A 12,278-nucleotide genomic window follows, 5' to 3' on the forward strand; every position below is an offset into this window, starting at 1 on the left:
CCTGACCCGCCCTCAGCGGCGTAGAGCCAGATTAAGGACGGCACCGGTGCCGTCTCGTCCTCCGGCGGTACGAACCCTCCCCCAGCCGTAGTACGGAGGTACCCCTAGGGGCGATCCACCTCTGGGTGGAGCCGGTCTCGGGGTCCGCTCCGCCCGGCGGTCCCTCCTTGGTCCCCTCAGGCTGCACCCTGCCGCGACGTGAGGGGCAAGTGAGAGGGTGTTCCGCGGCGGATAGGTGCAAGGGGAAGGGAACTCCTGTGGACCAGGGGGAGACGGGGCAGGGGGACGTGGGCCAGGAGGACATATCGGGCCCGGCCGGAACCGGGGCCGCGTCCGGGCCGGGGGCCGCGTCCGGGCCGGGGGCCGCGTCCGGGCCGGGGGCCGCGTCCGGGGCGCCCTCGCCGGCCTCCCGAGCCCGCCGCGGCGCGGTCGTCGCCGCGCTGATGCTCGCCATGGCCCTCGCGGCCCTCGACTCCACGATCGTCTCCACGGCCGTCCCCCAGATCGTCGGCGACCTCGGCGGCTTCTCCGTCTTCTCGTGGCTCTTCTCCGGCTACCTGCTGGCCGTGACGGTGACCCTGCCGGTGTACGGCAAGCTCTCCGACACCTTCGGCCGCAAACCGGTGCTGATCGCGGGCGCGGCCCTGTTCCTGCTCGGCTCGCTTCTGTGCGCGCTCGCCTGGGACATGGGCTCGCTGATCGCGTTCCGGATCGTGCAGGGCCTGGGCGGCGGCGCCCTCCAGGGCACGGTCCAGACGCTGGCGGCGGACCTGTACCCGCTGAAGGACCGCCCGAAGATCCAGTCCAAGCTCTCCACGGTGTGGGCGGTGTCCGCGGTGGCCGGCCCCGGGGTGGGCGGGTTGCTGGTGGCGTACGCCGACTGGCGCTGGATCTTCCTGGTCAACCTCCCGGTCGGGGCGGTGGCGTTGTGGCTGATCGTCCGCTTCCTGCACGAGCCGAAGCGGGAGCCGCGCGCGCGTCCCCGCATCGACTGGGCGGGCGCGCTGGCCGTGTTCGCCTGCGGAGGCGTCCTGTTGACGGCGCTGGTGCAGGGCGGGGTGGCCTGGCCGTGGCTGTCGACGCCGTCCCTGGCCCTGTTCGCCGCGGGACTCGCGCTCGCGGCGCTGGTGGTTCTCGTCGAGCGCCGGGCCGCCGAGCCGATCATCCCGGGCTGGGTGTGGCGCCGCCGTACGATCGCCGCGGTCAACCTCGCCCTGGGCGCGCTGGGCCTGCTGATGGTGGCTCCGACGGTGTTCCTGCCGACGTACGCCCAGTCCGTGCTCGGCCTCGCGCCGGTGGCCGCCGGATTCGTGCTGACCGTCTGGACGTTGAGCTGGCCGGTGTCGGCGGCCCTGAGCCAGCACGTGTACCGGCGCATCGGCTTCCGCAACACCGCGATGCTGGGCATGGGGACGGCCTCGCTGCTCCTGCTCGCCTTCCCCTTCCTGCCCTACCCCGGCGAGGCCTGGCAGCCGACCCTGCTGATGCTGCTGCTGGGCGGCGCGCTGGGCCTGTTCCAACTCCCGCTGATCATCGGCGTGCAGTCGACGGTGGTGTGGTCGGAGCGGGGCACGACCACCGCCTCCGTCCTCTTCTGCCGCCAGACCGGCCAGACGGTCGGCGCCGCCCTCTTCGGCGCGGTCGCCAACGGGGTCCTCGCGGCCCGCCTGGGCGGCGCGAGCGACCTCGACTCCGTGACCCGGGCGCTGGACTCGGGGACCGGCTCGGAGCCGCTGCGGCGGGCGGTGGCGGACGCGGTGCACGCGGTGTACCTGGGGGCGGCGGGGGCGGCGGCGCTGGCGTTCCTGGTCCTGCTGGTACTGGCGCCGCGGAGGTTCCCGGTGATCACGGAATGAGGTGCGGGACGGGCTGGACAGGGCTGAGGCTGGAACGGCTGCGGGAGGACCACGCGGCCGCGCTGCTGGCCTTCGAGCGGGAGAACCGCGCGTACTTCGCGCGGACGGTGCCGGACCGGGGCGACGCGTACTTCACGCCGACGGGGTTCGCCGAGCGGCACCGCGCGCTGCTGGCGGAACAGGAGGCGGGCATCAGCCACTTCCACGTCGTCCTGGACGAGGAGGGCACGCTGCTCGCCCGGGTCAACCTCATGGACGCGGCGGACGGTTCGGCGGAGCTGGGGTACCGCGTCGGGGAGCGGGTGGCGCGGCGCGGGGTCGCCACGGCCGCGGTGGCCGAGCTGTGCCGGGTGGCGGGGACGACGTACGCGCTGACGTCCCTGACGGCGCGGACGACCGAGGACAACACGGCGTCCCGGACGGTGCTGGAGCGCAACGGGTTCGTGTGCGTGGAGCGGATCACGCTGATGGAACGGCCCGGCGTGCGCTACGCGCGCGTGGGGCTCGTCGACTGAGGGCCACGCCTCGGCGTGTCCGTGGCCAGGCGGGCGGGGCCAGGTGGGCCACCGCTCGACCACGCCACGACGTCCCCCGACCAGAAGCGGGCACGACCAGTGCGTCACCGTTCGGCAGCCGGACCAGGTGCGTCACCGCTCCCGGTCGAACCAGGCCGTCGACTCCGGCAGGAACAACAGCACGACGGCGGGCACCCCGAGCGCGATCCGCACCGCGGCGTCCAGGAACAGGCCGGCGGACTCCGCCTCGCCCAGGCGCGTGATGGTCGGCAGCACCATGAACGTCATCAGCACGGCGGTCGTCAACCGCACCCCGCCGCGCGCGCTCCCGTCATAGGTGAGCGAGAGCACCGCGCTGACCCACACCAGCAGCCAGGGCGCCAGCATCTCGCCCTGTCCGTAGGCGGTCAGGGTGTCGGAGAGGGCGAGCACCGAGACGAGGCCGGTGAGGGAGAGCGCGAGCAACAGGAGCTGGGCGGCGCGCAGTTGTCTCGGCATCGCGCGTTCACGTACGTCGCTCATCGACATCATCCCCCCGGTGGAGATCGCATCGTAGCCGCCCGAACGCCAGTCGCCCGAACGTCAGTACGGTGCGCCATTTCACCGCGCGCGACGCAACCCTTCACGACCTCGGCGCCGCGCGCTCAAAAATCTGAGTTAATCCCGGTAACACCCCAGGTCAGAGAAGTAAGCGCATACCGACCAATCAGTTTGCCGAAGCCGTTCCCTAACGGCCTACCAGCAAGTAACGTGCGTGGCTCCGCTCAACCACCCCCCTCCCCCTCCCTGCGGTCCGCACCGGACCCGAGCCACGCAAGGAGCCACCGGGATGTCGTACGACCCGTCCCCGCCGCCCGCCCACCCCTGGCAGCCGCCCCTCGACCGCACCCCGGAGCACCCCTCGGGACGCCGCCCCGACCGGGAGGCGCTCGGGCACCACAGCGATCTGCGGATCCTGCGCGGCGCCTACCGCCGGCAACGCCGGGTCGCGACCCTCACCGCGCTCGGCTACTTCACCCTCTTCCTGGTCCTGTCCGCCTTCGCCCCGTCCCTGATGACCAGCCGCGTCGGTGACGCCCCGCCCACCGGTCTGCTGCTCGCCCTGCTCCAACTCCCCGTCACCTGGCTGGCGATCGCCCTCTACGAGCGCACCGCGCGGTCCTACGTCGACCCGGTCGCGGACCGCATCCGCAAGCAGGCCGCACTCGACATCAGGCGGGGGGCGACCCGATGACGGGCTTCAGCGACTCCGCCCAGGCGATGTCCCTGGTGGCGTTCTCCGCCGTCGCCACGATCACGCTCCTGCTGTGCGTGATGACCGGACCCGACCGGGACGACCTCGACGAGTTCTACACCGGCTACGGCTCCCTGTCCCCCCTGCGCAACGGCCTCGCCATCGCCGGGGACTACATCTCCGCCGCGACCGTGCTCGGCACGGGCGGGGTGATCGCGCTGTGCGGTCACGACGGGATCGTGCTCGCCCTGAGCACCGCCCTGTCCCTGATGCTGCTGATGTTCCTGCTGGCCGAACCCCTGCGCAACGCGGGCCGGTTCACCATGGGCGACGCGCTGACCCGGCGCATGCCCGGACGTTCCGTCCGCATCGCGGCCAGCGCCGTCACCCTGGCCGCGCTGGTGCCGCTGATGCTGGTGCAGCTCGCCGGGACGGGACAACTGCTCGCCTTCATCCTCGGCTTCTCCGGCGAGGGTCTCCAGACGGGCTGCATCGTCGGGCTCGGCCTGCTGATGATCAGTTACGCGGCGATCGGCGGCATGAAGGGCACCGCGCTCATCCAGATCCTGAAGATCGTGATGCTGCTCGGTTCGGGTGCCGTGGTCGCCGCCCTGATGCTGCGCCGCTTCGACTGGGACCCCGGCGCGCTCTTCGACGCCGCCGCCGCGCAGAGCGGGGTGGGACCCGCCTTCCTGGAGTCGGGACTGCAGTTCGCGGGCGGACCCAACCCCCGCCTGGACATGATCACTTCACAGCTGACGGTGGTCCTCGGCGGCGCCTGCCTCCCGCACGTCACCATGCGCATGTACACCGCCTCCAGCGCCCGCCAGGTGCGCCGCTCGATGTCCTGGGCGGTGTCGGCGGTCGTGCTGTTCGTGCTGGTCATCACGGTCGTCGGGTTCGGCGCCACCGCCCTGATCGGGCGCGCGGTCATCGCGGAGGCGGACCCGCAGGGCAACACCGCGTATCTGCTGGGCTCCCGGGCCGTCTTCGGCGCCGACGTCTCGACGGCGGAGACCCTCCTGTTCACCACGGTCACCACCGCGATCTTCCTGACCCTGCTCGCCTCCGTCGCCGGCATGATCCTCGCCTGCGCCAACTCCCTGGCCCACGACGTGTTCGCCGGCCACCCGCGCGAGCTGTCCCCGCGTCGCGAGATGACCCTCGCCCGGCTCTCGGCCCTGGCGGTCGGCATCCCCACGATCCTCCTGGCCACGCTGGTCCAGCACCACAGCCTGCAACCCCTGGTGACCCTCTCCTTCTGCCTCGGCGCCTCGGCCATCGCCCCCGCCCTGGTCTACAGCCTCTTCTGGCGGCGCTACACCCGGGCCGGGCTCCTGTGCACCCTCATCGGCGGCTCCCTCACGGTGCTCCTGCTGATGCCGGGCACCAACCTCGTCTCCGGCTCCCCCGCCGCCGCCTTCCCCGACGCCGACTTCACCTGGTTCCCCTTCACCACGACCGGCCTCGTCTCCATCCCCGCCGGCTTCGCCCTCGGCTGGCTCGGCACGGTGCTCTCGGGCCGCCACAAGGCGGCGGAGCAGCGACGGGAGTACGAGGCGGTGGAGGCGTGGATCCTGGCGGGGGCGGCACGCAGGGGGGAGTGAGGGGCGGGGGTGCACGCCGGGCGTGAGGGATCAGGGTGCGCGGGTGCCGGGGGCGGGCGCGCGCCCTACTCCGCCGGTGCGCGCCCCGTCAGCGTCGTCAGGCTGGTGCGTACGAGGTCCATGTGGGCCCGTACGTCGTCCCAGCGCTCCCCGTGCTCACGCAGGACGCGCTCGGTCTCGTCGGCGATCCCGTCCTCGCGCGCCCGTGCCTCGGTGAGGATCTCGGCGGCACGCGCGCGTGCGTCCTCCTGGCACTGCCGGGCGGAGACCTCCGCGTCGGCGAAGGCCTGCTTGGCCTCGGACAGCGCGGCCTCCGCGCGCGCCACCTGTTCCGCGTGCCGGACGTCGAGCGCCGCCGCGCGCTCGGCCTCCCCGCGCTCCGCCTCGGCCCGGCGCTCGGCGAGCACACGCTGCTGCTCGGCGAGCATCGCGGCGGTGCGCTGCCGTACGTCCCGCAACGCGGCGAGCGCCTCCGTGCGCGCCTCTTTCACCTCGCGCCGGGCGCTGACCCGGATGTCGTCGGCTTCGGCGCGGGCGGCGAGCAGGCGCTGGCGGGCCCGTTCCTCCGCATCGGCGCGTACGGCGTCGGCGTGTGCCTGGGCCGTGTCGAGCACGCCCTTCGCGCGCTCCCGCGCCGTCTCCACAAGGCGCTGTGCCTCCCGCCGTACGCCGTCCCGCACGGCGGCCGCCTCCTCCTGCCCGAGCTGGAAGATCCGGTGTGCCCGCTCCCCGAGCGCTTCGTACGTCTGCGGGGCGAGCCGGGCGACCCGCTCGCGCCACCCGTCGAGCTCCGTCTCCATCTCCCTGGCGAGCACGGTGAGGCGGGCGGCGCGCTCCCAGGAGGCGTCACGGTCCTGGGAGAGCGCCGCGGCGAACGCGTCGACCTGTTCGGGACGGTAGCCGCGCCGTACGGCCGTGAAGCCGTGGGACGAGGCAGGTGTGCCGCTCATCCTGGGACCCCTCTCCATCAAGATGTGGCGAAATGATGATTTCGCGCACATCTTGATGTATCGGGCAGAAATGTGCATAACGCGACACTCCGCGCGAAGGTCACGGCCGCCCCTCCGCGGGCGCGCGCCGGGCTCAGCTCCAGGTGGTGCCCGCCGGCTCCTTGATGGTGGTGTTGACGCGGTTGAACAGGTTCATGAGCGAGACGAAGAGGATCAGCCCGGACAGTTCCTTCTCGTCGAAGTGGTCGGCGATCTCGTCCCAGAGCTCGTCCGGCACCGACTCGTGCGAACGGTCCGGCAGCCGTGTCATCGCCTCGCCCAACCGCAGCGCCGCCCGCTCGGCGTCACTGAAGAACGGTGCCTCGAACCACGCCGCGACCGCCGCGATCCGCTCCTCGCTCGCCCCCGCCTTGCGCAGGTTCAGCACATGCGCGTGCACACAGGCGCTGCACCCGTTGATCTGACTGACCCGCAGTCCGAGGAGCTCCGACAGCTCCTGGTCCAGGCCGCTCTCCCCGACGGCCTGGAAGAGAGCGCCGATCCCGTTCATCGCACCCGGGAGAACGTACGCCGGGTTGGTCATGCGTGCCTTCATGGTCTGCCTCCTGCGGCTGGTGACTCGCCTTGGTCACTGCACTGACGGACCGCGGAGGACGGATGTGACCGGAACGGCGAAGAAGCCGGGCCCGGTCGCGATGACCGGGCCCGGCTTCTTCGAGTCGGCGTCAGGGGCGGTGCGGGCGGCGGCGCCTCAGAGCAGGCCGTCCCACATCTGCTCCAGCAGCACCGACCACCAGCTCTCCGGCGAGCCGAGCGCCGCCGGGTCGAGCGAGGCCAGCTGGGCCTGGAAGTCGACGGTCCACCGCCCCGCCTGCTCCTGGTTCAGCCCGAACCTCAGTCGCCACATCCGCCCCAGCAGCGCCAGGCAGCGCTGGAACTCGGGCAACCCCGTGTTCACGAACTGCGGCGGCACCGGCGCCCCGCCGGGCCCGGCCTCCACCGGCACGGCGACGATGTTCGCCGTCCCGTACTGGACACAGATCGCCCGGCCGAAGTCACTGCCCATCACCAGGTACGAGCCCGCGTCCGCGGCCGGCCGCACCCCGCGCTCCTGCGCCAGCTCGGCCAGCGTCGGCACCGGCCGCCCCGGCTGGGCCTGCGCCCAGAAGAAGGGGCCCATGTCCATCGGCAGCCCGGCCGCCACCAGCGAGTGCGCCACCACCGGCGGCACCCCCTGCCGGGAGACCGCGGCCTGCTCGAACCGGAAGATCCCCGGTCCGAACGCCCCCGCCAGCTCGTGTGCGACACCCTCCGGCGGAATCGGCGGCGCCGCCTGCACCGGCGGCAACGGCGCGCGCACCGGACCCGGCCGCGCCGGGCCGTCCGCCACCTGGTGCAACTCACCCTGGTGCGCCAGCAGTTGCTGCATCCCCTGCTGCCGGCTCGCGTGGTCCGTGCCGTACGGCGCGATGCTCGCCAGCCGCGCCTGCGGCCACTGCTCCCGGATCATCCGCGCGCAGTACGCGCCCGGCAGCTCACACGGCTCCAACTCCGTGTGCAGCTCCAGCACCTGGTCCGGCGGGATGTTCATCCCCCGCAGCTCGTGGAAGATCTGCCACTCCGGGTGCGGCGTACCCGGCGCCGAGCGCCGGATCAGCTGCTGCTCCGAGCCGTCCTGCGCGCGGTAGCGCAACACGGCCTGGTAGCCGGGACCCACGGTCGGCTGCCCCTGCTGCGGGTAGCCGTAGGCCGGCGGCTGTCCCGGCCCGGGCGGCGGCATCGCACCCGGAGGCATCGGCCGCGGGGCGCCCGGAGCGCCCGGAGCCATACCCGGGGCGCCCGGGAAGCCGGGGACGCCGGGGGCCTGCGGCGGCGGAGGCGCGCCGGGGGCGCCCACCGGGGGCGCCGCCAGCATGGTCTCCGCGTGGTGAACGGCGCCCTGCGCACCCCCGGCGGAACCCGGCGCACCGGGCATACCAGGGGCGCCCGGCGCGTGCGGTGCGCCCGGAGCGCGAGGCGGCGTCTGCGCGCCAGGGGCACCCGGAGGCTGCGGCGCGCCCGGGCCCATGCGCCCGGGGTCGGCCAGCATCGTGGCGGCATGGTGCACACCGCCCGGAGGCGTACCGCCGGGCGGGTTCGGCGCACCCGGGGCACCCGGAACACCCGGCGGGCCCGGAGGCTGCGGCGCCCCCGGCCCGGCGGGCGCACCCCCGGGTCCCTCGGGCCCCAGCGCGGAGACGAGCTGCGTCGGCACATACCCACCGGCCGGCGCCCCCGGCGCGGGCGGAGGCGTGGCACCCGGCCGCGCGCCCGGCGCCCCGGGGGCACCCGGCGGAGGCGGCGCGGTCGTACCGCCACCCCGGCGCGGCGGAGGAGCCGCCTTGCTCGTGGCGGCATCGGCGATGTCCCCGGCGTTCGGCGGGAGCGGCCGCTCCGGCGCACCCGGCCCCACCGGAGGCTGCGGCACCCCCGGCGCACCGCCGGGCCCCTGCGGATACCCATAAGAAGGAGGCCCCGACACCGGCGGCGGCGTACTGCCCTGCGGCGCACCCGGCATCGGCGGGGCGCCCGGCGGCGGCGTACCCGGCCCGCCCGCACCACCCGGCGCGTTCGGGAAGCCGTACGCCGACCCACCCGGCGCGGGCGCGGGCGCACCACCCGGCACCGCACCACCCGGAGGCGGCGTACTCCCCTGCGGCGCACCCGGCGTCCCGGGCTCACCCGGTACTCCACCCGCCGGCGCACCCGGCGTACCCGGCGCATTCGGATCCTGGAGCGCCGGTGCGAGAGCGGTCGGCGGAAGCTGGCTGCCTCCCGAGATGAGCGCCGTCTTGGCGTCCGGCGGTGTCACGGGCGCCGCGGGCTCGTCGTCGGCACCGCTCAACGGCGGCGCGAAGACAGTCGCGGGCAACGGCACGGAACGGTCGTCCCCGGCGTCCGCGTTGGTGTCCGTCCCGGCCCAGGGCGTGGCCCCGACCGGCACGGCGGCCCCACCCGGCACGGCGGCCCCACCCGGTGCGGACGGCGCACCCGGCGCACCCACCGGCGCGGACGGCGCCCCCGGCACAGAAGGCGCCCCCGGCGCCCCGTCGGCAGCCGCCCCCACCGGCACCCCGGGCTGAGTCTCCGGAAGCCCCCCACCCCGACCGACCCCAGCACCCGAGCCCGAGCCCGAGCCCTCGTCAGCAGCGGCCCCGGCACCGGCACCCGCACCGGTCCGCCGGTCCGGAATCCCCAACTGATCCGCCGCCTCCTGCAACCACTCCGGCGGCGTCAGCAGGAACGAGGTCTGGTTCAGGTCGATCCGGGCCGCGGGCGCCGGCGCGGCGGCGGCCTCGTCGGCGTCGCGCCCGTACTCCTCCTCGTACCGGCGAATCACCTCGCCCACCGGCAGCGAGGGCCAGAGCGTGGCCTCACCGCTGTCCCGCGCGATCACGAGCCGCTGGGCGCCGCCGTCCGAACGGGGCCCGTCCGCACGGTCCTCCGCCCACACCACGAACCCGAGCTCGAACTCCCGTACCCGCACCTCGCGATGCTGGTACGACGGCACATCCCCGTTGATCCACTCTTCGGCGCGCTCCTGCGCCTGTGCGAACGTCACCATCGGTCAGCTCACTCCCCAGCCCCGGCCGCAGCGACCGGCACGGACCGCGCGAAACCGCCGTCCACCATCAGGTTCGCCACCGTCTCCAACTCCGGCGGAGAGCCGGCCAGTCGGGACAGGAACACGTCGAAGTCCTCACCGCACGGCAGCAACAGCCGCTCCACGCGGTCCGCCGGCGGCATGGAGGGGTCCACGTCCCGCGCGTCGTCGTACGCGCAGAACCACACCGACCCGATCCCCTCGCCCTTCACCTTCACGGCCAGCAGACCACCCTGCACGAAGCCGACGCCGAGGTAGTCCTTGGTCAGATGGTCACGCAGGCACTTGTTGACGTACACCAGGTCGTTGACCGCGGCCTCGTCGCGGACCGTGAAGAACGGCTGGTCCACCAGCAGACCCAGCTCCGGGTCCAGGGCCGTCCCCACCGGGGCGCAACCGCCCGCCGCCTTCAGGAAGGACCGGTACGCGCCCGGCAGCCGGTACCCGAGGTCCTCCTCGACGCCCAGCACCTGCGCCTCCGACACCGCCGTACCCGACTTCGGCAGCCCGAAGTGCGCCGGCCGTGTCTCCTGCAACGGCCGTGTGCCCCGCTTGTCGTGGTCCACCGCCGCCGTGGCGATACCGCCGTGGTGCCGCAGCAATGCCTTCACCTCGACCGGCACCAGTTCGAGCCGGCGCGAACCCACCACGTGGTGCCAGGTCCAGCCGTGCGGCGTCGCCACCGCGGGCACCGTGTCCCACAGGTCGTGACCGGCCGCCGCGAGAGCCGCGTTCGCCGACACGTAGTCCGTCAGCCGCAGCTCGTCGACGCCGAAACCCTCCGGCGGATCGGCGATCTCCACGGCCGCACGCGCGTACGCCGAGAAATCGGGGTAGCCGCGCTCGTCCACCCGCACCCCTCGGGGATGACGAGCCGCCCGGACCGGATCCGGGAAATGCACGACCTGCCCGGCGTAGGCCGCGTTCGGCGGCGCGGCTTGTCCCCCGGCCTGGCGGCCGGGAGGTGCCCCCAGCCCGAGCCGACCTGTCGTCATGGCGGTTGCCCCCTGCGGCACTCTGTACGACCCACGACGACCGGTTCCGGTACCCCGGTTCCGACCCGCCCCAGCCCGTATCGACTTCTCCGACGCGTTGACCGCATACATGCGGGTGCCGACAGCCTATGCGGTACGACAAGACCGGTCACCGGGCGCCGGTCAGCCGCCCTCCGCTTCCGTGACCAGCCGTCACCCCGCCGTGACAGCCCGCCCAAACCCGGGCGTGTCGCGCCGCCCCAGCTTCCGCAGCAGCCACGGCATTTGGCACTCTGTGTCGTCCGGGGGGATGCACGGAGGGGACGATGATCATGAATACGACGCAGACGGGACCGCACACAGGGCCGCGACCAGCCAGGTCCGGCGACCCGCGGATCGGCTGGAGCAGCGCCGAGGCGCCGCACGCACCCACTCTCCGTCACCGCCGCGACGGCATACTCCCGACCGTCGCCGCCGCCCTCTCCGTCCGCGGCGCCACCCTCACCGGCACCGCCGCCCGCGGCGACCAGGCCCCGCCCCTGCACCCGCTCGTGCGGGACTTCCTCGACACCCTCACCTCCGCCCAGCGCGACCGCTTCACCGGCCGCTGCGCCGAGACGATCCTCATCTCCCGCCACCTCGCCGCCGCCGACGCCGCCCGCACCAAACGCGCCGCCCGCAGACCCATGACCAACGGCGAGGCCCGCAAAGCGCTCAAGCACGCCAAACTCACCGCCCGCCGCATCCGCGAGGACGGCGACCCCCTCCACGGCAGCTTCGCCGCCCCCTGCCGCGCCTGCACCGCCCTCAGCGCCCACTTCGGCGTCCACATCGTCGACCCGGCGGCGGACAACTGACCCCCAGGTACGGCCGACAGCTCCACGCACGGCCCGCCGGCACCCCCACCGCACCCGCACCGGCGCTCGCACCACGTCCATGACCTCGACGATCGAAGGGCAGATGCACCCCGACCGCACCAGTTCCACGCGCTTCTCCGTACCCGTCGACGCCGCCCTGCGCGCGGCCGGCTGGCAACCGGGGCGCTGGGACATCAAACAGGCCGAGATCTGGGCCGACGCCCTGCGCGAGCACGTCTCCCCCGCGGGCCATCGCCACCGCGTCTTCCCCGCCGCCGTCGAGGCCTGGGCCGAGTTCGGCGGCCTGCACATCGTCCCCACCGGGCCCGGCCGCCAGATCGCCCCCGTCGGCCTCCACCTCGACCCCCTGCACGGCCTGCACATGGCCCGCACCCTCGGCGACCTCGGCCGCGCCCTGGACACCGAGGTCTGCCCCCTCGGCGCCGAGACCGACACCGGCGCCCTCCTCGCCATCGACGACGGGGGCCGCGTCTACGTGCTCGACCACACCGGCGACTGGTACCTCGGCGCCGACATCGACCAGGCCCTCGCCACCCTCGTCACCGGCATGGAACCGGTGCGGCTCACCGCGGGCTGAGACACCGGGGGCCAGGGGTCGGGGCGCGCTGGGCGGCGGTACGA

The 12,278-nt window shown here is 74.0% G+C and carries 11 protein-coding genes; 6 read left to right on the top strand and 5 right to left on the bottom strand.

Translation table 11 applies throughout. The features are described from left to right. The first annotated feature begins 302 nt into the window (after positions 1 to 302). Positions 303 to 1,856: an MFS transporter gene (locus ACZ56U_RS16880; RefSeq protein ID WP_469085055.1), complete on the top strand. Its 1,554-nt coding sequence runs from the start codon at positions 303 to 305 to the stop codon at positions 1,854 to 1,856. Continuing rightward, positions 1,853 to 2,371 carry a GNAT family N-acetyltransferase gene (locus tag ACZ56U_RS16885; RefSeq protein ID WP_469084764.1) on the top strand — a complete coding sequence of 173 codons (519 nt, stop codon included), beginning with the start codon at positions 1,853 to 1,855 and terminating at the stop codon, positions 2,369 to 2,371. The genes ACZ56U_RS16880 and ACZ56U_RS16885 overlap by 4 nt, the downstream gene beginning before the upstream one ends. A gap of 132 nt (positions 2,372 to 2,503) precedes the next feature. On the opposite strand, the gene ACZ56U_RS16890 is transcribed toward ACZ56U_RS16885, so the two are convergent. Beyond that, positions 2,504 to 2,893 (bottom strand): hypothetical protein, encoded by a 390-nt coding sequence (locus tag ACZ56U_RS16890; protein WP_469084765.1) that lies wholly within the window; start codon positions 2,891 to 2,893, stop codon positions 2,504 to 2,506. 307 nt (positions 2,894 to 3,200) lie between these two features. Between ACZ56U_RS16890 and ACZ56U_RS16895 the strand changes: the two genes are divergently transcribed. Beyond that, positions 3,201 to 3,605 (top strand): DUF485 domain-containing protein, encoded by a 405-nt coding sequence (locus ACZ56U_RS16895; RefSeq protein WP_469084766.1) that lies wholly within the window; start codon positions 3,201 to 3,203, stop codon positions 3,603 to 3,605. Next, positions 3,602 to 5,212 (top strand): sodium/solute symporter, encoded by a 1,611-nt coding sequence (locus ACZ56U_RS16900; RefSeq protein ID WP_469084767.1) that lies wholly within the window; start codon positions 3,602 to 3,604, stop codon positions 5,210 to 5,212. The genes ACZ56U_RS16895 and ACZ56U_RS16900 overlap by 4 nt, the downstream gene beginning before the upstream one ends. Before the next feature lie 65 nt (positions 5,213 to 5,277). Here the strand turns inward: ACZ56U_RS16900 and ACZ56U_RS16905 are convergent, their stop codons facing one another. The 4 genes from ACZ56U_RS16905 to ACZ56U_RS16920 form a co-directional block, all read right to left on the bottom strand. After that, positions 5,278 to 6,162 carry a cellulose-binding protein gene (locus ACZ56U_RS16905; RefSeq protein WP_469084768.1) on the bottom strand — a complete coding sequence of 295 codons (885 nt, stop codon included), beginning with the start codon at positions 6,160 to 6,162 and terminating at the stop codon, positions 5,278 to 5,280. A 133-nt stretch (positions 6,163 to 6,295) separates the two neighbouring features. Further along, positions 6,296 to 6,757, bottom strand: coding sequence for a carboxymuconolactone decarboxylase family protein (locus tag ACZ56U_RS16910; protein ID WP_469084769.1), 462 nt, complete (start codon positions 6,755 to 6,757; stop codon positions 6,296 to 6,298). Between the two features lie 156 nt (positions 6,758 to 6,913). Then, positions 6,914 to 9,766, bottom strand: a complete 2,853-nt coding sequence (locus tag ACZ56U_RS16915) for an SUKH-4 family immunity protein (RefSeq protein WP_469084770.1) — start codon at positions 9,764 to 9,766, stop codon at positions 6,914 to 6,916. An 8-nt stretch (positions 9,767 to 9,774) separates the two neighbouring features. After that, positions 9,775 to 10,800 (bottom strand): SMI1/KNR4 family protein, encoded by a 1,026-nt coding sequence (locus tag ACZ56U_RS16920; RefSeq protein WP_469084771.1) that lies wholly within the window; start codon positions 10,798 to 10,800, stop codon positions 9,775 to 9,777. 311 nt (positions 10,801 to 11,111) lie between these two features. Between ACZ56U_RS16920 and ACZ56U_RS16925 the strand changes: the two genes are divergently transcribed. Both ACZ56U_RS16925 and ACZ56U_RS16930 read left to right on the top strand, forming a co-directional pair. Then, positions 11,112 to 11,636 carry a YwqJ-related putative deaminase gene (locus tag ACZ56U_RS16925; RefSeq protein WP_469084772.1) on the top strand — a complete coding sequence of 175 codons (525 nt, stop codon included), beginning with the start codon at positions 11,112 to 11,114 and terminating at the stop codon, positions 11,634 to 11,636. Between the two features lie 103 nt (positions 11,637 to 11,739). Beyond that, the gene (locus ACZ56U_RS16930; RefSeq protein ID WP_469085056.1) at positions 11,740 to 12,234 is read left to right on the top strand and encodes an SUKH-3 domain-containing protein; all 495 of its coding nucleotides are present in this window, start codon (positions 11,740 to 11,742) and stop codon (positions 12,232 to 12,234) included. Positions 12,235 to 12,278 lie beyond the last annotated feature (44 nt).

The organism is Streptomyces sp. NPDC034103 (assembly GCF_055575395.1).

Coding starts and splice junctions, on each gene's coding strand:
- ACZ56U_RS16885 (WP_469084764.1), top strand. CDS start 1,853: ATGAGGTGCGGGACGGGCTGGACAGGGCTGAGGCTGGAACGGCTGCGG.
- ACZ56U_RS16890 (WP_469084765.1), bottom strand. CDS start 2,893: ATGAGCGACGTACGTGAACGCGCGATGCCGAGACAACTGCGCGCCGCC.
- ACZ56U_RS16895 (WP_469084766.1), top strand. CDS start 3,201: ATGTCGTACGACCCGTCCCCGCCGCCCGCCCACCCCTGGCAGCCGCCC.
- ACZ56U_RS16900 (WP_469084767.1), top strand. CDS start 3,602: ATGACGGGCTTCAGCGACTCCGCCCAGGCGATGTCCCTGGTGGCGTTC.
- ACZ56U_RS16905 (WP_469084768.1), bottom strand. CDS start 6,162: ATGAGCGGCACACCTGCCTCGTCCCACGGCTTCACGGCCGTACGGCGC.
- ACZ56U_RS16910 (WP_469084769.1), bottom strand. CDS start 6,757: ATGAAGGCACGCATGACCAACCCGGCGTACGTTCTCCCGGGTGCGATG.
- ACZ56U_RS16915 (WP_469084770.1), bottom strand. CDS start 9,766: ATGGTGACGTTCGCACAGGCGCAGGAGCGCGCCGAAGAGTGGATCAAC.
- ACZ56U_RS16920 (WP_469084771.1), bottom strand. CDS start 10,800: ATGACGACAGGTCGGCTCGGGCTGGGGGCACCTCCCGGCCGCCAGGCC.
- ACZ56U_RS16925 (WP_469084772.1), top strand. CDS start 11,112: ATGAATACGACGCAGACGGGACCGCACACAGGGCCGCGACCAGCCAGG.
- ACZ56U_RS16930 (WP_469085056.1), top strand. CDS start 11,740: ATGCACCCCGACCGCACCAGTTCCACGCGCTTCTCCGTACCCGTCGAC.